General features: G+C 67.0%; 15 protein-coding genes. 10 read left to right on the top strand and 5 right to left on the bottom strand.

Annotated features, from left to right (window positions below; genetic code table 11):
• Positions 1-16: 16 nt before the first annotated feature.
• The 3 genes from AC1VV3_RS15305 to AC1VV3_RS15295 all read right to left on the bottom strand — a co-directional run bounded on the left by AC1VV3_RS15305 (position 17) and on the right by AC1VV3_RS15295 (position 6,129).
• Entirely contained in the window at positions 17-1,609 is a 1,593-nt protein-coding gene (locus AC1VV3_RS15305) for an amidohydrolase (RefSeq protein ID WP_482962734.1), read from the bottom strand.
• A 5-nt stretch (positions 1,610-1,614) separates the two neighbouring features.
• Positions 1,615-3,219 carry an amidohydrolase gene (locus AC1VV3_RS15300; RefSeq protein WP_134094230.1) on the bottom strand — a complete coding sequence of 535 codons (1,605 nt, stop codon included), beginning with the start codon at positions 3,217-3,219 and terminating at the stop codon, positions 1,615-1,617.
• A 75-nt stretch (positions 3,220-3,294) separates the two neighbouring features.
• Positions 3,295-6,129 (bottom strand): TonB-dependent receptor plug domain-containing protein, encoded by a 2,835-nt coding sequence (locus AC1VV3_RS15295; RefSeq protein ID WP_482962733.1) that lies wholly within the window; start codon positions 6,127-6,129, stop codon positions 3,295-3,297.
• Positions 6,130-6,809: 680 nt separating this feature from the next.
• On the opposite strand from AC1VV3_RS15295, the gene AC1VV3_RS15290 reads away from it, so the two are divergent.
• The 4 genes from AC1VV3_RS15290 to gstA all read left to right on the top strand — a co-directional run bounded on the left by AC1VV3_RS15290 (position 6,810) and on the right by gstA (position 10,946).
• Positions 6,810-9,263 carry a zinc-dependent metalloprotease gene (locus AC1VV3_RS15290; RefSeq protein ID WP_482962732.1) on the top strand — a complete coding sequence of 818 codons (2,454 nt, stop codon included), beginning with the start codon at positions 6,810-6,812 and terminating at the stop codon, positions 9,261-9,263.
• Positions 9,264-9,312: 49 nt separating this feature from the next.
• Entirely contained in the window at positions 9,313-9,897 is a 585-nt protein-coding gene (locus AC1VV3_RS15285; protein WP_207913003.1) for an Lrp/AsnC family transcriptional regulator, read from the top strand.
• 109 nt (positions 9,898-10,006) lie between these two features.
• Positions 10,007-10,330 carry a hypothetical protein gene (locus tag AC1VV3_RS15280; RefSeq protein ID WP_132267083.1) on the top strand — a complete coding sequence of 108 codons (324 nt, stop codon included), beginning with the start codon at positions 10,007-10,009 and terminating at the stop codon, positions 10,328-10,330.
• A 19-nt stretch (positions 10,331-10,349) separates the two neighbouring features.
• On the top strand, positions 10,350-10,946 hold the full coding sequence (gene gstA / locus AC1VV3_RS15275; RefSeq protein WP_482962731.1) for a glutathione transferase GstA: 597 nt from the start codon (positions 10,350-10,352) through the stop codon (positions 10,944-10,946).
• Between the two features lie 55 nt (positions 10,947-11,001).
• Here the strand turns inward: gstA and AC1VV3_RS15270 are convergent, their stop codons facing one another.
• Complete coding sequence (locus tag AC1VV3_RS15270; RefSeq protein ID WP_482962730.1) at positions 11,002-12,411, bottom strand: dihydrolipoyl dehydrogenase; 1,410 nt, start codon at positions 12,409-12,411, stop codon at positions 11,002-11,004.
• A gap of 397 nt (positions 12,412-12,808) precedes the next feature.
• Between AC1VV3_RS15270 and AC1VV3_RS15265 the strand changes: the two genes are divergently transcribed.
• Genes AC1VV3_RS15265 through AC1VV3_RS15240 form a run of 6 tightly spaced genes read left to right on the top strand, consistent with a single transcriptional unit; the run spans position 12,809 to position 20,611 of the window.
• Positions 12,809-12,898, top strand: coding sequence for a potassium-transporting ATPase subunit F (locus tag AC1VV3_RS15265; protein WP_132267089.1), 90 nt, complete (start codon positions 12,809-12,811; stop codon positions 12,896-12,898).
• 11 nt (positions 12,899-12,909) lie between these two features.
• The gene (gene kdpA / locus AC1VV3_RS15260) at positions 12,910-14,613 is read left to right on the top strand and encodes a potassium-transporting ATPase subunit KdpA (RefSeq protein WP_482962729.1); all 1,704 of its coding nucleotides are present in this window, start codon (positions 12,910-12,912) and stop codon (positions 14,611-14,613) included.
• A 10-nt stretch (positions 14,614-14,623) separates the two neighbouring features.
• Positions 14,624-16,672, top strand: coding sequence for a potassium-transporting ATPase subunit KdpB (gene kdpB, locus AC1VV3_RS15255; protein WP_482962728.1), 2,049 nt, complete (start codon positions 14,624-14,626; stop codon positions 16,670-16,672).
• Positions 16,673-16,683: 11 nt separating this feature from the next.
• Positions 16,684-17,274, top strand: coding sequence for a potassium-transporting ATPase subunit KdpC (gene kdpC / locus AC1VV3_RS15250; protein ID WP_482962727.1), 591 nt, complete (start codon positions 16,684-16,686; stop codon positions 17,272-17,274).
• Complete coding sequence (locus AC1VV3_RS15245) at positions 17,271-19,916, top strand: DUF4118 domain-containing protein (protein WP_482962726.1); 2,646 nt, start codon at positions 17,271-17,273, stop codon at positions 19,914-19,916. Before kdpC ends, AC1VV3_RS15245 begins: the two co-directional genes overlap by 4 nt.
• Positions 19,913-20,611 (top strand): response regulator, encoded by a 699-nt coding sequence (locus AC1VV3_RS15240; RefSeq protein ID WP_482962725.1) that lies wholly within the window; start codon positions 19,913-19,915, stop codon positions 20,609-20,611. Before AC1VV3_RS15245 ends, AC1VV3_RS15240 begins: the two co-directional genes overlap by 4 nt.
• A gap of 46 nt (positions 20,612-20,657) precedes the next feature.
• On the opposite strand, the gene AC1VV3_RS15235 is transcribed toward AC1VV3_RS15240, so the two are convergent.
• Positions 20,658-22,073, bottom strand: coding sequence for a glycoside hydrolase family 28 protein (locus tag AC1VV3_RS15235; RefSeq protein WP_482962724.1), 1,416 nt, complete (start codon positions 22,071-22,073; stop codon positions 20,658-20,660).
• Between the last annotated feature and the right edge of the window lie 3 nt (positions 22,074-22,076).

Genomic DNA, 22,076 nt, shown 5'->3' with positions numbered 1-22,076 from the left:
GTCGGCGCGCCTGAGGCTAAGCGCCGGAGTTTTCGCGACCCGCGGCTTCGTAGTCTATGCCGAGCTGCTGCAGGTAGGAATCGTACTTGCCCGGATCGTAGTATTTGGGCTGCATCGCCGGCCGGATCTGCGCCATCGTGCGCGCATTGCGGTCTATCGCGGGCATGTCGGTGGCGGCGATGAGCGGATCGTACTTCTGGTCCTTCAGCTGGACATCGCGCATCCAGCCCTTGGCATCGGTGATGAGCTGCGGCGTGGTGACGAGGTCGAGTATCGTCATCGCCACCGCCTTGGCGCCGACCACGGTCCCCTTGTGCGCGATCGGCGTGGCCATCGCCATCGCGGCAGTGGCGTGGTGGAAGATCACGTTCGGCACGTTCGCCGGATAGCCGATGGTGACGGTGGGCACCGTCCACATCACGTCGCCGATGTCGTCCGAGCCGCCGAAGCTGGCATTGCCGCGGGTGTCCGGTGTCGAAAGCGGCGCCACCTTGTCGGGCAGCGGCTCGACCTTGAGGTGGTTCTTCACCTGCACGGCCCGGGCAAAGCCCTGGTCGGCGGCGGACCATTGCGGAACACCCACCGCCTCGATATTGGCATAGAGTGCCTCTGCCAGGGGCTTGTTGCCGTAGTTCGGCGCGGCGAAGCCCAGGACCTTGCGGCTCACCGTCGTACCCGTGGCCAGCGCCGAGGCTTCGGCCACCTGGTTTCCGGTCTCATAGAGACCGCGCAGCGCGGCGAAGTCCTTCTCGCGGAAATAGTACCAGCTGCTGGCCTTGTCGGGCACGACATTGGGCTGGCCGCCGCCATTGGTGATGACATCATGCGAACGCTGCGTGAGCGGCAGATGCTCGCGCCGGAAGTTCCACATGACGTCCATCAGCTCCACGCCGTCCAGCGCGCTGCGACCTTCCCACGGCATGGCCGCGGAATGCGCGGTCTTGCCCTTCCATTCGTATTCGACCGAGATCATGCCGGTAAGCCCGAGATCGCCCCAGCCGGTGCCGAAACCGGTGTTGACGTGAGCGAAGATCGACGCGTCGACATCCTTGAACAGGCCGGCGCGCACGTAATAGGCCTTGGTTGCCAGCAGTTCCTCGGCAACCCCCGGCCAGAGCATCAGCCGCCCCTGGATGCCGTGCCTGGTCATGACCTGCTTGGCGGCAAGGGCCGCGGCCACCATCAGCGGCATGCCCGAATTGTGCCCCTCGCCATGCCCCGGCGCGCCCTCGACCAGCGGCTTCACGTCCGCCACGCCGGGAACCTGGGACACGCCGAGCAGCCCGTCGATGTCGCTGCCCAGCGCGATCTTCGGCCCGCCGGTCCCCCATGTCGCGGTGAAGGCCGTGGGCACGCCGGCAACGCCGCGCTCCACCTTGAAGCCGTTCCTTTCGAGGATCCCGGCAAGATATTCGCTGGTCTTCACTTCCTGGAAGCCGGGTTCGGCGAAAGAGTAGATCTCGTCCACCATGACCTGGATCTGCTTGCGCTGCGCCTCCACGGCGGCGCTGACTTCCTGCTTCAGCGCCGGATCCGCAGCGGCCTGGGCGGCGCCGGGAAGGAGCGAGGCTGCCGCAAGGGCGGCGGCGACAAGGGCTTTCTTGCGCATTCGGCTCACTCCGCCGGCTTCGTCAGCGTGGGATACTTCACCCCGAGCTGGTCTAGGTACGAGGGGTACTTGGCGGGATTGTAGTAATACTTCTCCATCAGCGGGCGGTAGAGCTGCATGTTGCGCTCGTTCAGCCAGATCGCGGGCACGTCCTTGTCCGTGAGGACAGGCGCGTAATTGTCCGTCTTGAGCTGGACGTCGGTGAAATAGGCTTTGGCGTCAGTGACCAGCTGCGGTGTGGTCAGGATGTCGAGCACGGTCATCGCCACGGCCTTGGCCCCCGCTTCCACGCCCTTGTGTGCGATCGGGGTCGCCATCGCGAAGGCCGAAGTGGAATTGTGGCCGATCATGTTCGGGATGTTCGACGGGAATCGGATGGTGATCGTCGGCACGGCCCACATGATGTCGCCGATGTCGTCGGAACCGCCGCCCGTGGAGGGCTTGCGGTTTTCAGGCGTGGAGAGTTCGGTGACCTCGTCCTTCAGCGGCTCCATCTTGCGCTCGTTGAAGGTCTGCGCGGCCTTGGCGAAAGCCTGGTCGTCGGCGCTCCATTTCGGCATGCCCACCGCCTTGATATTGGCATAGGCCGCCTCTGCCAGCGGCTTGTTGCCGAAGTTGGGCGCCGCATAGCCGAGCGTCTGCTGGCTCATCGTCGTGCCGGTGGCCAAAGCTGCGGCCTTGGCGATGTCGTTGCCGGTTTCGTAGAGCTTGCGGATATCGTCGAAGGTGCGTTCGCGGAAGAAGTACCAGATGCTGGCCTTGTCCGGCACCACGTTGGGCTGTCCGCCGCCGTTGGTGATGATCATGTGCGAGCGCTGGGTCAGCGGCAGGTGCTCGCGCCGGAAGTTCCAGGCGACATCCATGATCTCCACCGCATCGAGCGCGCTGCGGCCTTCCCACGGCATGCCCGCAGAGTGCGCGGTCTTGCCGTGGAAGGTATATTCCACCGAGACCATGCCGTTGCCCCCCATCTCGCCGTAGCCGGTCGAGAAGTCCGAGCTGACATGCGTGAAGATCGAGGCATCGACATCCTTGAACAGGCCGGCGCGCACGTAATAGGCCTTGGTCGCCAGCAGTTCCTCGGCAACGCCCGGCCAGAGCATCAGGCGGCCTTCGAGCCCGTGCCTGGTCATGACCTTCTTCACCGCGATGGCCGCGGCCACCATCAGCGGCATGCCGGCATTGTGCCCCTCACCATGCCCGGGCGCTCCTTCTACCAGCGGCTTGAGGTAAGGCAGGCCGGGGGTCTGCGAGACGCCGAGCACGTCGTCGATGTCGCTGCCCAGCGCGATCTTCGGGCCGCCCTTGCCCCATGTGGCGGTGAAGGCGGTGGGAATGCCGGCAACGCCGCGCTCCACCTTGAAGCCGTTCTTTTCCAGGATGCCGGTGAGGTATTCGGACGTCCGGACTTCCTGGAAACCGGGTTCGGCGTAGCTGAAGATCTGGTCCACCATGACCTGGATCTGCTTGCGCTGGGCCTCCACTTCGGCGGAAACTTCTTCCTTCAATGCCTGAGGCGCGGCGGCATGGGCCGGCACGCTGCCCAGCCCGGTGGATAGGAGAGCGGCTGCAAGGGCGGCCGCGAACGCCGGGCGCTTGAACGTCTTCATGATACGATCATCCTCTCATGGAGCGTTTTTCCACCGGGCACTGCCGCCCGATGGAAAAACGCGGCAATTGGAAACTCAGAACTCGACCTTGGCGGACATGCGGAAAGTGCGGCCGATCACGTCGTAGCGGCTCCGGTTGGTCTGGGCGTAAGCCGGCACATTGTTGCCGTCAGGCCCGTTGCCCACGAGCACGGGGTCCTTATTCAGCAGGTTGTTGACGATGAAGGTCAGGTGCCCGACCCCGCCCATCGCCGGGAACTTGAAGTCCACCGAAGCGTCGAAATAGGTCGCGCCCTTGATCGAGTTGTCGTTGATCGTGCGGTATTGCGCGGTGCTGACCGGGCAATCGCCGTCGCATTCGATCCAGTCGTTGCCGTAGACCCCATCGGTAAAGCCGCGCGCCACCAGGTTGAAGCTGACCGGGTCGATGTCGTAGAAGGCGCTCAGTCGGTAGACCCAGTTGGGCGAGGCATACGTGCCGCTGGTCAGGACGCCGGCATAGTCGATCGGGAAGCTGATACCGTCGTCGACAACGTTCTTGATGTAATGGGTGGTCTGCCCGTGCAGGCGCAGGGTGCCGGGGCCGACCGGGACCGCGTAGCTGGCCTCGATGTCGAAGCCGCTGGTCTTCTGGCGCGCGAAGTTGATCGGCGTGAGGTCGATCGTGCTGAGCTGCCCGTTCACGAAATGAATGTTCGGGCAATAGGAGCTGATCCCCTGCTCATAGCACAAGTCCACGGTCTGCTGGGCGGTGATCGAACCGATCGCGTCCTTGATCCGGATGGAATAGTAATCGAACGAGAGCGAGAAGCCCGGCAGGAACGTCGGTTCGAACACGGCGCCAAGAGTCCAGCTGTCGGCGACTTCAGGCTTCAGGTTGCGATTGCCGAAGGCGTTCTGCACGAATTGCAGCGATCCGGTCTGCGGGGCATCGGCGCCGGTCGGGATGATGACCGAATTGGTGCGCGCGGTACCGGCGGCGAACAGTTCCTCCAGGTTGGGCGCGCGGATGTCGTGGCTGATGTTGCCGCGCAGGCGCAGGGAGTCGATGGCCTGCCAGTTGGCGCCGACCTTCCATGTGCCGACCCAGCCCGACGTCGAGTAATGCGTGCCGCGCGCGGCGGCATTGACGTTCATGCCGTCGAAGATGGGCACGTCGAGTTCGAGGAAGCCCTCGTAGACGTCGTACTTGCCCTGGTTCACGCGGAAGTTGCCGTAGAGCCAGCCGGAATTGTACTGCGGATCCACCGAACCGTCGATCTGCTCGCGCCGCCATTCGACGCCGGTGGCGAAAGCCAGGTCTCCGGCCGGCAGCGCAAAGGCCTTGCCGGAAATCGTGGCGGCGGCAACGTCCTGCTTGATCGTCTGGTGGCGCAGCGGCTGGTTGCCGTCGTTGTAGATGTAGTTGAGCGCTTCCTGCGAGGGACCGTCGGTACCCAGCCTGTCGATGGGCACGCAGCCGTTACCCGGATTGGTCAGGGTGGAGCGGCAGACGATATTGCCCGTACCGTCGAACACGGCGTCCTGCGCCAGGGCCATGCGGGAATTGAGCCAGGTATTGGTCAGCTCCTCGCGCGCCTTGGTCACGCCCTTCTGGTAGTAGACATCCCAGTTCATGGCCTTTTCGAACATGTCGAACTGGCCCTTGGCGCCCACGACGCCGCGATAGACCTCGCGCTTGATATTGCTGCCCGGGATCGGGAAGCCGGCATTCGACGTGCCCACCGTGATCGAGGACAGCCCTTGCGCCGCCATCGCCGCGGCAACGGCGGGATACTGGCTGAGCAGGTAGGCATTGTCGGCCGCGATGGAAACGCCGGTGCTGGGCGTCTGCTGGTACGAGCTGGCGCTGACCGAGCGGTTGTAGGAGAACTGCCCGAAGATCTCGATATCCGGCGTGATCTCGAAGCCGGCGCGCTGGAACAGGCTCAGTCGCTCGTCGAGGGGAACCAGGGTATTGGTGCCGAGGTGCCCGTCCAGCGTGGTCTGCCAGTCGCCGCCGATCATCCAGGGGCTGGAGACGGTTCCATAGGTGAGCTGGGCGGTCTGCCCCTCGCCCAGGAAATAGGTGCCGCGCAGCGGTCCGCTGGAGATCAGACCGCCGGCCGTGTAGCCGGCCGGGCCGATGCCGCTGCCGACCAGGCGCTGCGGCGCGCCGTTGGTGCCGTCATAGGCGGGGTTGTTGATCTGGAAGTAACCGCTGTCGTTCCAGTCGCGGTTGATCCCTTCCTCGCGGGTCTGCTTGAAGTAGGACACGTTGGTCAGCAGGTGCAGGCGGTCATCCAGCAGCGAGAAGCCCGCGGTGCCGGTGAAACGGTAATTGTAGGCGTCGCCATAGGTGGAGAGGCCGGTATCGACCCCCAGCTTGACGCCTTCGTATCCCGTATCGAGGATGAAGTTGACCACGCCGCCCACCGCGTCCGAACCGTAGGCGGCAGAGGCGCCGCCGGTGATGACTTCGACGCGCTTCACCAGGTCCTGCGGGATCGTGTTGATGTCCACCGTGCCGCCCACGGTCGAGGCCACCGAGCGCTGCCCGTCGACCAGCACCAGCGTACGGCCCACGCCCAGGCCGCGCAGGCCGATCGAGTTGATGCCCGCACCCGCGTTCGACAGGCCGCCCGAGCTGTTGCCGGACGTGCCGCTGCCAGCGATGGCGGGAAGCTGGTTCACGAAATCGGAGATGTTCGCAGGCGCCTGGGCGGCGATATCCGCCTCTCCCAGTACCGCCACGGGGGTCGGCGCGCTGTAGCCGTCGCCGACGATGCGCGAGCCGGTGACGACAATATCGTTGACCGGTTCCTCATCGACCGCAGCGCTCTGGGCCAGCGCCGGCGTCGCCACCAGCAAGGGCGCCGCCACGCCTGCCAGCAGCAGGGCACGGATCGAGCGCGCTGAAAAGGTATCCATATTGCCTCGGCGCCGCGAGGTCTGGACTGCATTGCGCATCGCGAAAACTCCCTGTGACTGTTTCTCGCCACAGGCGCCCTCATCCCGATGGATGGAGAACTGGCAGCCCCGGACAGGCGCGCGAACACGCACCGCCCTCACGGTGCCTTGTCGACGCCTAACTGTGTCGGAACCCCTGTTCCCCGCACCCGCCAAATCCGCGGACGCTCCATCATCCGGCAATGTCCGCTTCGATGTCGGTTGCTCCCGACCCGGACTGCTGCCTGACTACTGCGATACTATCCGCAAGGGTGCGAACGATCCCACGAAAGTTCAGGAGATTTTCACCCCCACGCGACGGATTTCATCACCGATTAGCAATATCGCGCAAGAAAGATGCATCCGCTTTCGCGAAGACGCACGTTCCTGAAATCAGCCATGGCCTGATTCGCAAAATGCAGTGCAGCATCGCGCCTAAGGGCTGGGACTTTCACGAGAGGCAGCGCGACCACGCCGGAATTTCACGTCCTTGCGATCGTTTGCGCAGGATTCCATCACGGCGCGGTGCGGCCGGCCCGATAAGTTCGGGGAAGCTGCGTCCGGTTTCGGCTAGGCTTGCTGCAAGAGCGAGACAAGCGCGGCGAACAGGGGCCGCCGTCTCGTTGTCCTTCGAACGTCCGCTCCCAGGGGAACCTTCCAAGATGTCCATCGTCGCCCGCATGAAATCCATTCTCGCCGCCGGTTGCGCCGTAGCCTGCCTCGCGCCCATGGCCGTGGCGGCGGCACCGGCCGCGGTGGTCTCGTCGCCGGACGGGGCCCTGCTTCCGGTTCTGGTCGACGCCGCCAAAGGACGGTTGCTGCTGACCCTGCCCGCGGCCGACGCGGAGGGTCTGTCGGGCCGCTACCTGTTCACGCAGGCGATCAAGACCGGCCTCGGCTCGGCGGCGATCCGCATCGACCGCGGCATGCAGGGCGATACCAAGATCCTGGTCTTCCGCCGCATGGGCGGCAAAGTCGCGGTGCTGTTCGAAAACCCCCGCTACCGGGCGAGCGGCGATGCCGAAGTGGCCAAGGGCGCCCGCGCGAGCTTCCCCTTCAGCACGGTAGCCATGCTCGAAGTGGTGAGTGAAGCGGGCGGCGGCGTGACGGTGGATGCGACGCCGCTCCTCACCAGCGACGCCATGGACCTTGCCGGCGCCATCGGCGAAAGCGCCAAGGGCTACAAGCTCTCGGAGAAACTCAGCGCCCTCGACCCGGCGTCGGTCAAGGTCTTTCCCCGGAACGTCGAGTTCGAAACCGTCCAGACCTTCACCGCCGATAGCGCGGGCAAGGAACTCGACGTCCTCGCCCCGGATGGCCGTGCCGTGAGCGTCACCGTCCATTCCTCGCTGGTGGCCCTGCCCGAGCCCGGCTTCGTGCCGCGCAAGTTCGACATTCGCTCCGGCAGCCACGCCACCCAGGTCTACGATTTCGGCACGCCGCTGGGCAGCCCGATGCTGGTGGAATATGCCAACCGCTTCCGGCTGGAGAAGACCGACCCCAGCGCGGCCCGATCGCCGGTGAAGAAGCCTATCGTCTTCTACATAGACAGCGCCGCGCCCGAGCCGATCCGCTCCGCCCTGGCGAGCGGCGTGCGCTGGTGGGCCGATGCCTTCGACGCAGCCGGCTTCATCGACGCCTTCCAGGTGGCCATCCTGCCCGCCGGCGTCGACCCGCAGGATGTGCGCTACAACGTGGTCAACTGGACCGACCGGCAGAACCGCAGCTGGTCCTACGGCGGGGGCGTGATCGATCCGCGCACCGGCGAGATCGTGAAGGGCGTGGTCGTGCTGGGCGCGCTGCGCGTGCGGCAGGACATCACCGTGTTCGAAGGCCTGGTCGGCACGGCGCAGAACAACACCGGCGGCGCCAACGACCCGGTTCGCGTGGCCCTCGCACGGATCAGCCAGCTGGGCGCGCACGAAGTGGGCCATGCCATCGGCTTCGTGCACAACTTCAAGGCCAGCCTGCAGGACCGCGCCTCGGTGATGGACTACCCGGGGCCTAAAGTGGGCATCGCCGACGGCCGGCTGGACCTCGGCGATGCCTATGCCACAGGCATCGGCAAGTGGGACAAGTTCACGGTAGACTGGCTATACGGCCAGCCCGCACCCGGCATCGACGGCGATGCCGAAGCAGCGGCCAAGGCCGACGCCATTCGCAAGGCCGGCCTGATCTACGGCACCGACATCGACGGCCGCGCCCCCGATCTCGCGGTGCCCGGCGTCAACATGTGGACCGAAGGGCAGGACACCCCCGCCGATCTCGCGCATACGATGGCGGTACGCCGGCTCGCGCTGTCGGGCTTTGGCCCGAACGTGCTGCTGGCGGGTGAGCCGCTCTCCAACTTGCGCCGCAAGTTCGTGCCGATCTGGCTGTTCCATCGCTATTCCATCGACGCCACCGGCAAGCTGGTAGGCGGGGTGAACTACGAATACGCGGTCGTCGGCGATGGACGCGACACGCCCCGCCCGGTCCCGGCCGCCGACCAGATGGCGGCGATGGATGCGCTCATCGCCACGCTCTCCCCCCGCGAACTGACGGTTCCGGCGGCGCTTTCCATGCTGCTGTCCAGCGGCACGAGCGCCCGCACCGATGCCGAGGCAGCGCCCGAAGTGCTGCGCGGGGCCGGATCGGCAGTGTTCGATCCGCTCGTCGCCGCGCAAGTGGGCGCGCAGATGACGCTCGACAGCCTGCTTGCCCCCGCGCGCCTGACGCGCCTGCACATCCAGCACGGCTACGATGCGGCCCAGCCCGGCGTCGCCACGCTGCTCGACAAGCTGTCGCCCGTCATCGCCGCCCATGGCGATGCGGTTTCGCGCCGGATCGCCCAGACCGCCCTGCTGACGATCGCCTCGGCCCGGCGCGATCCGGACACCCCCGCAGACGTTGCCGCGCTGCTGGACGGCTATCTCAAGGATACCGCCAAGGGCTTTGCCCGGGTCAGGAGCGGCTCCGAGGACGGCCTGTGGCAAGTCTCCATGGCAGCCCTGCTCGGCGATCCCGAGCGGCTGGAAACCGAGATCGGCAAGCTCAGCCGCCCGCGCCCGCCGATCCCCGCCGGCATGCCGATCGGGGGCGAAACCGGCTGGTTCGACAACATTCTGTCCGAATAACGCCTCAGACCCGCACCTTTTGTTTGAAATCGAAGGGAAACCCGGCACTATGGTTTCGAAACAAAAAAGAGGGGCGCTCATCAGGATGGATATGCAATCCAGCAAGCTGCATTGGCTTGAGGCAGCACGCGGCAAGCCAATGCAGCACGAACTGGACGACACCGACCTTCGCCTGATGCGCGCGCTCGTTTCGGATGGGCGTGCATCGGACGTCTGGCTGGGCGAAAAAGTGCACTTGTCCAGCACCGCCGTGGCCCGCCGCCGCAAGATCCTGGAGGAAGCGGGCTACATCACCCATTACTCGGCCAACCTCAACGTCCGCGCGCTGGGTTACGGGACATTGGTGATGGTCTCGATCGAGCTTGTCTCGCAGGCCGAATCCGTGCTGCAGGACTTCGAGAAGGCCGTGCTCGACAGCCCCTCGATGCAGTTCTGCGCCTTCGTCACCGGCGATACCGATTTCCTGATGATCCTCAATGTCCAGTCGCTGGAAGACTACGACATGATCTACCGCAAGGAGCTGTCGGTGCTGCCGCATGTCCGCCGCATCCGATCGAGCTTCGTGCTGCGCGAAGTGGCCAGCCGCCAGATCGCGCCGGCCATCCTCAACCGGCCGCTTCACGCCGCGAAGTAGTCGCTCCGCGCCGGTATTCCGGCCGGGAAAACCGACAAGGCGCGCGTCCGCCGCGAAACCGCCCGATGCCTGGCGACGTTGACCTGTCGTCAGATCGGGAGAGCGATGGATGACCGAGCCGCATTTCAGGCCCACGATGAAGATGGCCGCAGCCGCGAGGCGCGGGCTCCGCCTGCGCGAAAAGTTCGGCCGCGGCGGGACCAAAGTGGGCGTCGAGCGCGCGCACCAGCTGGCCGGCCGCCACGATCTTCGCGCAGGCGACGTGAAGTCCATGCACAGCTACTTCGCCCGTCACGCCGTGGACAAGGACACCGCGACTCACAAATGGAATTCCAACAGCGACCCTTCGGCCGGGTTCATCGCCTGGCTGCTGTGGGGCGGGGACGCCGGCAAGGAATGGGCCGATCGCAAGGCCCGGACGCTTGAAGCCTGATCCAGGAAGAGGAACCGTCATGAAGCTCTATTACGCACCCGGCGCCTGCAGCCTTGCCGACCATATCGCGCTGATCGAAAGCAAGCTGCCCTTCACCACCGACAAAGTCGATCTCAAGACCCGCACCACCGCCGAAGGCGAGGACTATACTGCCGTCAATCCCAAGGGCTATGTCCCGGCCCTCGGCCTCGACGCAGGGGGTGTCCTGACGGAGAACGTGGCGATCCTGGGCTATATCGCCGACCGGGCCGGAAACCTCATGCCACAGGGGCCGCTCGGCCGGTTCCGGGCGCTCGAGGCCCTCGCCTATATCTCGACCGAATTGCACAAGAGCTTCGCGCCCTTCTTCAAGCCGGGCTCCTCGGACGAGGCAAAGTCCGCCGCGAAGACCCAGCTGGGCAAGCGTTTCGGCCTGTTCGAGGATGCGCTGGCCAGCCAGGAATTCGCGCTGGGCGATCAGTTCGGCGTCGCCGACTGCTACCTCTTCGTCATGCTGTTCTGGGCCAGGGAGAAAGTCGGCCTCGACGTGCCGCCCAACCTCTCGTCCTACTACGAGCGTCTCTCGCAGCGCGCCGCGATCCAGCAGGCGTTGGCAGAGGAGGGGCTAGGGGACTAGGGGACTTGGGGGCTAGAAGGCTAGGCGGCCTTGAGTCAGGACCTGGCCCGGGCCGTCATCCGCCGGGCATGAAGCCATCGTCCCGGTCGGAGGCGGTGGGTGCGCTGATCGCATCGCAGATCGCCCGAAGCGCCGGTTTCAGGCCTTCCTCGTAAGTGGGATGATAGAACGGCATGGCGAGCATCTGGTCGGCGGTAAGCCCTTGGTCGATGGCCAGCGCGAACAAATGGGCGCTGTGTTCCACGGCCGGCCCGACCATCTGGACCGCCAGCAGCCGGCCGTCTTTCGCATCGGCATCGATCTTCACGCAGCCCGCGTTCGTGGCAAAGACCTTGGCGCGTCCCTGGTCTTCGTAGGAGGCGGCGCCGCGCACCGTTGCGGCGCCCTCGGGCACTTCGCCGACCCGGGCCATGGCGGGCGAAGTGAACATGATCGAGAGCGGCGGCATGCGGCGCCCCGGCTTCACTTCGGGAAAGCGGGCGGCGTTGCGGCCGGCGATGGCGCCTTCGGCCTGCGCTTCGTGCAGCACCGGGCGGCCATGCTCGGCGTCACCGGCAATGAAGATGGCCTGATCGCCGCACTGCATCGTCCGCGGGTCGGTCTTCGGCGCGCCGTGCTTGTCGAGAGCGAGGCCGGTGGTTTCCAGCCCCAGATCGGCAAGCTGCGGAGGGCGCCCCGCCGCGGCCAGGATATGGTCGAAAGTCGCATCCCCCCTGGACTTTCCCGTCCAGGACAAGCGGACCTGCTTGCCCGAGGCTTTCGCCGAGAGCTTCACGCCGAGATGGACCGCGAATTCGGCTTCCAGGCATTGGCGCAGGCTTTGCGCGATCGCCTCGTCTTCCAGTCCGGCCAGGCTTTCGCCTTCGTCGAACACGGCAACGTCCACTCCCAGCCGCGCCAGCGCCTGCGCCAGTTCGAGGCCCAGGGGGCCCGCGCCGATCACGCCGACGGAGCCGGGCAGCGCCTCAAGCTCGAACAATGTCTCGTTCGTCAGCACGGCATGACCGACCTCGCTGAGGAAATCGGGAACCGAGGGTCTGGCCCCCGCGGCGATCACGACGGCTTTCGCCGTGACGCTGGTGCCGTCGTCGATGGCCAGCTTGCCCGCACCGTCGAACCGGGCGCGTCCCTTTAGCATCGTGCCCTTGGGCAGCTTCCCGAACTCGGCCTTCACGCCGGCCACGAACCCGTCCCGCAGCGCCCGCAGCCGCGCCATGACCGCGGCGCCATCCACCACAGGCTCCGCGCGAACGCCGAAGACTTGCGCGTGCCGGGCCGCATGGGCCGCCTGGCCCGCGGCGATCAGAAGTTTCGAAGGCATGCACCCCACCGTGGTGCAGGTGGTGCCGGCAAAGGCCGGATCGATCAGCAGCGTGGAGGCGCCATTGGTCCGGGCCGCACGCTCGGCAGCAAGGCCCGCCGTGCCCGCGCCGACGATGGCGACATCGCAGGTCCGGTCAGTCATGCCGGGCCGCACCGCCATGGCCGTTCCAGCGGGCCCTGTCGCCCGGCTGCCGTATCTTCGTCATCGCTGTCTCCTTTGCCTGGAACAACTCGCGAGGGCGCCAAGTGTTCGCGCCTTCCGCCGGGACTTGCGGCTCATGAAGCAGGCGGCCCAGGCAGCGGCCCCGTGCGGGCCATCATATGCAAATCCTATGCGACCGGCCCCAGCCTCGTCTCGAATGTTTACGGCGGATGGGGCTAGCGGGGCTGCTGCAATCGCTTCCGCCGCACCGCGCGGCGATGGGCGTGCAGGAGCATCACCATGCAGGACATCCTCTGGATCGGCCTCTTCCTGACCTTGCTGGCGGCGAGCCTCGGCTACGCGGCGCTGTGCGACAGGGCGTGAGGAGCAGGCAGCCATGACCATCGATCTCTGGCTGGGCGCGGGAACCGCGCTCGGTCTTCTCGTCTACCTCGTCGCCGTGCTCGCGCGGCCCGAACGCTTCTAGGAGGCGATCCCATGACTTATCAGGGATGGCTGCTGATCGCAGCTTTCGTCTGCCTGCTGCTGGCGCTCGTCCGGCCGATGGGCCTCTGGCTCTTCGCGCTCTACGAAGGCCGCCGCACCCCGCTTCACGCCGTGCTCGGCCCGGTCGAGAGCGGTTTCTACCGCCTCTCCGGCATCGATCCGCAGGAGGACCAGTCCTGGCGGCGCTACGCCGTGCACATGCTGATCTTCAACGCCGTGCTGCTCCTGCTGACTTATCTCGTGCTGCGGATGCAGGCGCTGCTGCCGCTCAACCCGCGCGGCCTTCCCGCCGTGGGCGAGCACCTCGCGTTCAACACGGCGGTGAGCTTCACCACCAACACCAACTGGCAGAGCTACGCAGGCGAATCGACGATGTCGAACCTCAGCCAGATGCTGGGCCTGACACTGCACAACTTCCTATCCGCCGCCACCGGCATAGCGCTCGCCTTCGCGCTGTTCCGCGGCTTTGCCCGAAGGAGCGCAGCGGGCATCGGCAATTTCTGGGCCGACATGACGCGGGTGACGCTTTACCTGCTGCTGCCGCTCTGCACCGTGCTGGCGCTGTTCTACATCGCCAGCGGCGTGCCGCAGACCCTGGCGGGATCGGTCGATATCACGACCCTGGAAGGCGTGAAGCAGACGCTGGCGCTCGGCCCCGTGGCGTCGCAGGAGGCGATCAAGATGCTGGGCACCAACGGCGGCGGCTTCTTCAACGCCAACTCGGCCCATCCCTTCGAGAACCCCTCGGCACTGACGAACCTGGTGCAGATGCTTTCGATCTTCGCGATCGGGGCCGGGCTGACTCACGCTTTCGGCAAGGCCGTGGGCGATGCGCGCCAGGGCTGGGCGATCCTGGCCGCGATGATGGCGCTGTTCCTGGCGGGCACGGCCGTGACGTACTGGCAGGAAGCCGCCGGCAACCCGGTGCTTCATCATCTCGGCCTCGGCGGCGGCAACATGGAGGGCAAGGAAGTCCGCTTCGGCATCGCCGCTTCCGCGCTGTTCTCGGTTGTCACGACGGCGGCGAGCTGCGGCGCGGTCAATGCCATGCACGACAGTTTCACCGCGCTCGGCGGGCTGGTGCCGCTGTTCAACATCCAGCTGGGCGAAGTCGTGGTCGGCGGCGTGGGCGCGGGGATCTACGGGTTCCTGCTGTTCGCGATCCTGGCCGTTTTCGTGGCGGGGCTGATGGTCGGGCGCACGCCGGAATATGTCGGCAAGAAGATCGAAAGCCGCGAGGTCAAGCTGGCGGTGCTGGCCATCGCCGTCCTGCCGCTCGTCATCCTGGGCTTCACCGCCCTCGCCTCGGTCCTGCCCGCCGGGCTGGCCGGACCGCTGAACAAGGGACCGCACGGATTTTCCGAGATCCTCTATGCCTTCACCTCCGCGGTCGGCAACAACGGCTCCGCCTTCGCCGGGCTGACGGCCAATACGCCCTTCTATGACGGCATGCTGGGCATCGCCATGTGGATCGGCCGATTCTTCATCATCATCCCGATGCTGGCCGTGGCGGGCAGCCTCGCCGCCCGCAGGCACACCCCGCCTACCGCGGGCAGCTTCCCCACCACCGGCCCGCTCTGGACCGGCCTGCTGATCGGCATCGTGCTGATCGTCGGCGGCCTGACCTTCCTGCCCGGCCTCGCCCTTGGCCCCGTTGCCGATCATCTCGCGATGATCCGCGGCCAGCTTTTCTGAGGATCAACCCATGGCTCGATCCGCCAAGACTTCGCTTTTCACCGCAGACCTGATCCTCCCCGCGATCGGCGATGCGTTCCGCAAGCTCGACCCGCGCGAACTGATCCGCAATCCGGTGATGTTCACCACTGCCGTCGTCGCCGTCCTGCTCACGATCCTGCTGATCGCCGGGCATGACGGACTGGCCGCCGGCTTCAAGATCCAGCTCGTGCTCTGGCTCTGGCTGACCGTGCTGTTCGGCACGTTTGCCGAGGCGCTGGCCGAAGGGCGCGGCAAGGCGCAGGCCGCGTCCCTGCGCGCCGCCAAGGCCGAACTGACCGCCAGGCGGCTGAAGGGAGACGGCCTCGGCGCGGACGACCGCTACGAAGAAGTGCCCGCCAGCGCCCTGCGGCGCGGCGACGTGGTACTGGTCCGGACCGGCGACCTCATCCCCTCCGACGGCGAAGTGATCGCGGGCGTCGCCTCGGTCAACGAGGCCGCCATCACCGGCGAGAGCGCCCCCGTCATCCGCGAGGCGGGCGGCGACCGCTCGGCCGTGACCGCCGGCACCCGCGTGATCTCGGACGAGATCCGCGTGCGTGTCACCGTCCATCCCGGCCAGGGGTTCCTCGACCGCATGATCGCGCTGGTCGAAGGCGCGGAACGCCAGAAGACCCCCAACGAGATCGCGCTGACCCTGCTGCTGGTGGGCCTGACCATCATTTTCCTGATCGCGGTGGGCACGATTCCGGGCTTTGCCAGCTATGCCGGCGGCACGGTGCCGGTGGCGATCCTGGCCGCCCTGCTCATCACCCTGATCCCCACCACCATCGCCGCGCTGCTTTCCGCCATCGGCATTGCGGGGATGGACCGTCTGGTGCGCTTCAACGTGCTCGCCAAGTCCGGCCGCGCGGTCGAGGCGGCGGGAGACATCGACGTGCTGCTGCTCGACAAGACGGGCACGATCACCGTGGGAGACCGCCAGGCCAGCGAGTTCCGCCCGGTCGGCGGCGCCACCACGGCCGAACTGGCCGAAGCCGCGCTGCTCGCCAGCCTGGCCGACGAGACGCCGGAAGGGCGGTCGATCGTCCTGCTCGCCCGCGAGACATGCGGACCTGGCCCGGACGCGCTGCCCGAAGGTGCGACCGTCATACCCTTCACGGCCCAGACCCGCATTTCCGGCATCGACACCGATGAACGCAAGGTTCGCAAGGGCGCGGTCCAGGCGATCCTGCGCGCCCATCCCGAGGCCGCCGCCACCGCCGCCGCCACCGAATTGCGCCGCGTGACGGACGAGATCGGCCGGGCGGGCGGCACCCCGCTGGCCGTCGCTTCGAACGGCCGCCTGCTGGGCGCGATCTTCCTCAAGGACATCGTCAAGGCCGGCATCCGCGAACGCTTCGGCGAACTGCGTGCCATGGGCATCCGCACCGTCATGATAACCGGCGACAATCCCCTGACCGCCGCCGCGATCGCTGCCGAGGCCGGGGTGGACGACTTCCTTGCGGAGGCTACGCCGGAGGACAAGCTGGCGCTGATCCGCAAGGAACAGCAAGGCGGACGCCTGGTCGCCATGTGCGGAGACGGCACCAACGACGCACCCGCACTGGCGCAGGCGGACGTGGGCGTCGCCATGAACACCGGCACCCAGGCCGCGCGCGAGGCGGGCAACATGGTCGATCTCGACAGCGACCCCACCAAGCTGATCGAAGTCGTGGGCCTCGGCAAACAGCTGCTGATGACCCGCGGCGCCCTGACGACGTTCTCGGTCGCCAACGACGTCGCCAAGTACTTCGCGATCATTCCCGCCATGTTCCTGGCGCTCTATCCGGGGCTCGGCGTGCTCAACGTCATGCGCCTCGGCACCCCGGAAAGCGCGATCCTTTCGGCGATCGTCTTCAACGCCCTGATCATCCCCTGCCTGGTGCCGCTGGCGCTGCGGGGCGTGACCTACCGGCCGATGGGCGCCGGCCCGCTGCTGGCGCGCAACCTGGCGCTCTACGGCCTGGGCGGACTGATCGCGCCCTTCATCGGCATCAAGCTCATCGACATGGCCGTGAACGGCCTGGGCCTCGCCTGAGGAGACATGGAATGAACCGGGATATCCTTTCGTCGCTGCGTCCGGCCCTCGTGATGACGGTGCTCTTCGCGCTGCTGCTGGGCCTCGCCTATCCGCTGGCCATCACCGGACTGGGGCAGTTCCTGTTCCCCGCCCAGGCGGGCGGCAGCCTGATCGCGGAACGCGGCAGGATCGTCGGCTCCTCCGTGGTGGGGCAGGCTTTCGTTACGGAACGCTACTTCCACACCCGCCCCTCGGCAGCGGGCAAGGGCTACGACGGCCTTGCCTCCTCCGGATCCAACCTCGGCCCCGCCTCGCGCGTGCTGGCCGAGCGCGTGGGGGGCGACATTCACGCGCTGCAGACTGCGGCACCCGGTCGACCCGTTCCATCCGACCTGGTGACCACCTCCGCCTCGGGGCTCGATCCCGACATCAGCCCCGAGGCGGCCTTTTACCAGGTGGACCGCGTCGCCCGCGTCCGCAACCTCGATCGCGCGGCGGTCGAGACCCTGGTCGAACAGTCCGTGGAGCGGCCGATCCTGGGCTTTCTGGGCGAACCGCGCGTGAACGTCCTGATGCTCAATCGGCGGCTCGATGCCATCGGCCGCAAGCCCGTGCCGTGACCGAAGCCGATCGGCCTTCACCCGAAGCCCTCCTGCGCGCCGCCGCGGGGGAGGGACGCGGCCGCCTCAAGATCTTCCTCGGCGCCGCGCCGGGAGTGGGCAAGACCTGGGAAATGCTGACCGAAGGCCGCCAGCGCCGGGATGCCGGCGCCGACGTCATCGTGGGCGTCGCCGAAACCCATGGCCGGCGGGACACCGAGGCACTTCTGGGCGGCCACGAGATCATCCCCCGGCGGCAGGTCGATCACCGGGGCCATGCGCTGGACGAGATGGACCTCGACGCCATTCTCGAACGCTGCCCCGGCCTGGTGCTGGTCGACGAACTGGCGCACAGCAATGCGCCCGGCAGCCGCCATCCCAAGCGCTATCAGGACGTGGTGGAGCTGCTCGACGCCGGGATCGACGTCTATTCCACGCTGAACATCCAGCACGTCGAGAGCCTGAACGACGTCGTCGCCTCCTTCACCCGCGTCCGCGTGCGCGAGACGGTGCCGGATTCGATCCTCGAACAGGCCGAGATCGAAGTGGTGGACATTCCCCCGGACGAGCTGATCGAGCGGCTGCGGGACGGCAAGGTCTATATCCCGCATGAGGCAACGCGGGCGCTCGGCCACTTCTTCTCGAAATCCAACCTCACGGCCTTGCGCGAACTGGCTCTGCGCCGCGCGGCCCAGGCGGTCGACGCGCAGATGCTGGAGCACCTGCGCGCCCATGCCCTCGCGGGCAGTTTCGCCGCGGGCGACCGGATCATGGTCGCCATCGGCGCGGATGCCCACGCGGCCGGGCTGGTTCGCGCGGGCAAGCGCCTGGCCGATGCGCTGAGGGCGCCCTGGAGCGCGGTCCATATCGAGACCCGGCGCGACCGCCAGTTCCGCGAGGAGGATCGCCGCCAGTTGGCCGAAGCACTGGCGCTGGCCTCCCGGCTCGGCGCGTCCACCGCCAGCATTCCGGCCGTCGGTGTAGTCGAAGGGCTGCGCGACTTCGCCCGGCAGGAACGGGCGACCCAGTTGGTGATCGGCCAGATCGCGACTGGTCAGATCCTGACTGGCCAGATCCTGCCCGGAAAGTCTCACCGCTCCCACTGGCGCGTGCGGCGGCGCGGATCGGCGGTGGACCGTCTGCTGGGCAGCATCGGCGACGTGGCGATCCATGTCCTGCCGTTCGCGGCGGAGGCCGTCCCGCGAGGCCGGAGAGAGCGTGGCCCGCGCCGGCGCTGGGGGCCGCCGTCGCACTATCTCTGGTCCCTACTGATGGTCGCCGCAGTGACCGCGGCCGGGCGAGTGCTCGTCGAAGTGCTCGATCTTGGCAATATCGCGTTGCTGTTCCTGGTGCCGGTCATGTTCGCCGCCGCGACATTCGGCCTGCGCGCCGGACTGTTCACCGGGCTCGCCGCCAGCCTCGCCTACAATTTCTTCTTCCTGCCGCCCACCGGCACACTGACGGTCAGCAACCCGGAAAACGTCGTCTCCATCCTCGTCCTCCTGGGCGTGGCCTTTGCCACCAGCCAGTTCGCAGCCCGCGTCCACGCGCAGGCGGACCTTGCCGGATCGAGCGCGCGCCAGAACGCCGCGCTGGCCGGCTTCTCGCGCCGGCTCACCGCCGCGGCGACGCAGGAGGCGCTGCTCCAGGCGATCTGCGCGGAAGTCGCCCGGCTGCTCGACGTTAAGACGGTGCTGCTGCTCCCCACCCCCCAGGGCCCCGAGCTTCGCGCCGCGTTTCCGCCCGAGGACCGACTGGGGCAGATCGAGATCGCCGCCGCGCAGTGGGCGCTGGACAGGGGTTTGCCCGCCGGACGCGGCTCCGCCACGCTGACCGCATCGGACTGGCTGTTTCACCCGCTGCGCACCGCGCGCGGTGTCCTTGGCGTACTCGGGATCGCCCGGAGCGACGCCAGCGACCCGCTCCGGTCCGACCGACTGCCCCTGTTGATGAGCCTGCTCGACCAGGCCTCCATCGCCTTCGACCGCATGGCGCTGGAAACGGAGCATTCGCAGGCGCGCCGGATCGCCGCGCCGGACGGGCTGAACGCGGCCTTGCTTTCCGCGCTGGACCAGGATCTGCGCAGCCCCCTCTCCGCAATCGTCGCCGCGGCCCGGGACATGAAGCGCCGTCCATCGTCAGACCTGGCGGGCTTCATCGAAGCCGAGGCCGCGCGGCTCGACCGCCTGGCAGCTGCGCTCATCGATCTGGCCCGTCTGGAAACCGGCGCCCTGCCCGTGCAAGCCGAAGAGACGGACCTGTTCGGCGCCGTCGCGGATGCCTTGCACGAAACCCGCCGGTCACGGCAGGATTCCGGCGTGACCATAGACATCGCGCCCGGCATGCCCCCCGTGCGGGTCGACCCGGGGCTTCTGCGCCATTGCCTCGTCATCCTGCTCGACAGCGCCGGCGGCGCCGCGGAACGGGAACTCCTGATCCGCTGCCGCCGCCTGCCCGACGCCATCACGCTCTCGATAATCGGGGCCGCGCCTCACCACGCCACCGGGTCCGCGCGCGTTCAGGGCATTGTGAAAGCCTTCGCCCAGGCTATGGATCTGTCGGTGGAAGCGGCGGGCGATGACGCGGCCCCGGGGCCCGGCTTCACCATTCGCATTCCCGCAGCGCTGATCGGCGTGCCTCTCGATAGCAAGGACCTTCCATGACGGCTCCGAAAGTCCTCATCGTCGACGACGAACCGCACATTCGCTCCCTCATGCAGAGGGCCATGGCGGACGCGGACTATGCCGTGGTGGCGGCGGAAAACGCGCGCGAGGCGCTGGAACTGCTGGCGCAGGAGGAGCCGGACCTCGTCCTGCTCGATCTCGGCCTGCCCGATCGCGATGGCCTGGAACTGGTGCCGCTGATCAAGCGACATAGCGACAAGGCGCTCATCGTCATTTCGGCCCGCGACGCGATAGAGGAAAAGGTCGCCGCGCTCGACCTTGGCGCTGACGACTATCTCACCAAACCCTTCGACATCGCCGAACTGCTCGCCCGCGCGCGCGCGGCGCTGCGAGGCAGAATGACACGCGGCAGCGGGAACGGCCGCGTTCTCGTGATAGGCGATCTCTCTATCGACCTGGCCTCGCGCCGGATCGTGAAGAGCGGCCGCGAAGTCCGCCTGACCCCCAAGGAATACGCCGTGCTGTCCCAGCTCGCGGAATTCCCCGGCCGGGTCATCACTCACGACCGGATCATGGCACATGTCTGGCCCGACGCCGCAGAACGCCATGTCGAATACTTGCGCGTCCTGGTCCGGGCCTTGCGCCAGAAGCTGGAAACCGACCCCCAGCGCCCGCGGATCATCGGCAACGACGCGGGCATCGGCTACCGCCTGCGCCTTGCGGAAGACCTCTGATACCGCGTTCCGCGTTCCTAGCCACTGGCCACTCGCCACCGGCCGATCAGGCGCGGTTCGTGAAGCCTTCGACGTTCTTCGTGACGACCGCGGGGCCGGTGAGCGCGCGAACCTCCACGCCTTGCAGCGATACGTTGCGCACGGGGAGTTCGCTTTCCCCGGCGATCGCGCAGACCGAGCGGGCATGGCCGACTTGCACGTCCCGAACGTGAAGCCCTTCGATAGGGGTCAGCTTGCGGACATACGTGGGCAGCAGGGTCTTCCACTGGTAGAGCACGTCCGTCTCCACGGCCAGAACGCTGCCGGCCAGCGTCGTGGCGGTGACGTTCGACATGTGGATGTTGCGGACGAAGCCGCCCCGGCGCTCGTTGGTCTTGACGAACAGCAGGTTGTCGATCGGCACCGCCGTGCCGTCCTTCTTCTGCCCGTCTCCCACGAAGTGGCAGTTGTCGACCCAGACGTTCTCGATCCCGGCCGATAGCTCGCTGCCGATCGCCATCAGTTGATGGCCGTTCACGATGCGGCAATTGCGCATGACGATGTTCTTCGCGGGCACGCCCAGTCGCCAGGCGTCCATGTCGCGCCCCGATTTCACCGATACCGCGTCGTCGCCCTGGTCGAACTGGCAATCCTCGATCAGCACGTTCTGGCTCATCTCCGGATCCACGCCGTCGTTGTTGTGGCCATGCGCGTGGATCCTGACCCGGCGGATGACCACGTCGCGGCAAAGCAGCGGATGCAGGGTCCAGAACGGGCTGCCCTCTATCGAAATGTCCTCCACCAGCACGTTGCGGCAGCGGTTGAACTGGATGAAATGCGGCCGCAGGTTGTTCTCACCCACCGCCATCTGCCGCTCGGCCACCGGCCTGTCGCTGCGCGCCATCTGATAGAGCGCAACCAATGCGTCCATATGCGCCTTGGGGCGGGCGTACCACCGGCTCCAAAGCTCAAGTTTCGCCTGGAGCTTCCCCGGCCCGCTGATCGCGACGTTGTGGCACCCATAAGCGTAGATCAGCGGCGAATAGTTGTAGCATTCGATCCCTTCCCACGATGTCTGCACCGCTGGCAGATAGTCCTGCGGATCGTCGGAAAAGAGCAGCGTCGCGCCTTTCGCGAGGTGAAGATTGACGTTGCTGCGGAGGTGGATCCTGCCGGTCGGCCACAGGCCCGGCGGGACCAGTACCGTGCCGGCCCCCGCATCGCTGGCTGCTGCCACCGCCTTGTCGATGGCCATGCCGGTGCGCTGCTGGTCGTCCTGCCGCGCGCCGAAATCGGTGATCGGGAAGATCCGGCTCGCGGAGAAATCGGGCACCTCGATATCGGGCATGGCAAAAGGCGCCTTCACGCGCACATGCTGCTGCCGCGGGGCCGTTCCGCCAGCGGCAGCGAGGGCGGGCATGGTCAGCAGCGGCGCGGCGCTCGCCGCGTGGAGCAATGTGCGGCGGGAAAGGATGCGGTTCAACGG

The organism is Novosphingobium sp. BL-S-34 (assembly GCF_056857015.1).
This window is presented reverse-complemented; position numbering and strand designations above follow the sequence as displayed.

Coding starts and splice junctions, on each gene's coding strand:
- AC1VV3_RS15305 (WP_482962734.1), bottom strand. CDS start 1,609: ATGCGCAAGAAAGCCCTTGTCGCCGCCGCCCTTGCGGCAGCCTCGCTC.
- AC1VV3_RS15300 (WP_134094230.1), bottom strand. CDS start 3,219: ATGAAGACGTTCAAGCGCCCGGCGTTCGCGGCCGCCCTTGCAGCCGCT.
- AC1VV3_RS15295 (WP_482962733.1), bottom strand. CDS start 6,129: ATGGATACCTTTTCAGCGCGCTCGATCCGTGCCCTGCTGCTGGCAGGC.
- AC1VV3_RS15290 (WP_482962732.1), top strand. CDS start 6,810: ATGTCCATCGTCGCCCGCATGAAATCCATTCTCGCCGCCGGTTGCGCC.
- AC1VV3_RS15285 (WP_207913003.1), top strand. CDS start 9,313: ATGGTTTCGAAACAAAAAAGAGGGGCGCTCATCAGGATGGATATGCAA.
- AC1VV3_RS15280 (WP_132267083.1), top strand. CDS start 10,007: ATGACCGAGCCGCATTTCAGGCCCACGATGAAGATGGCCGCAGCCGCG.
- gstA (WP_482962731.1), top strand. CDS start 10,350: ATGAAGCTCTATTACGCACCCGGCGCCTGCAGCCTTGCCGACCATATC.
- AC1VV3_RS15270 (WP_482962730.1), bottom strand. CDS start 12,411: ATGACTGACCGGACCTGCGATGTCGCCATCGTCGGCGCGGGCACGGCG.
- AC1VV3_RS15265 (WP_132267089.1), top strand. CDS start 12,809: ATGACCATCGATCTCTGGCTGGGCGCGGGAACCGCGCTCGGTCTTCTC.
- kdpA (WP_482962729.1), top strand. CDS start 12,910: ATGACTTATCAGGGATGGCTGCTGATCGCAGCTTTCGTCTGCCTGCTG.
- kdpB (WP_482962728.1), top strand. CDS start 14,624: ATGGCTCGATCCGCCAAGACTTCGCTTTTCACCGCAGACCTGATCCTC.
- kdpC (WP_482962727.1), top strand. CDS start 16,684: ATGAACCGGGATATCCTTTCGTCGCTGCGTCCGGCCCTCGTGATGACG.
- AC1VV3_RS15240 (WP_482962725.1), top strand. CDS start 19,913: ATGACGGCTCCGAAAGTCCTCATCGTCGACGACGAACCGCACATTCGC.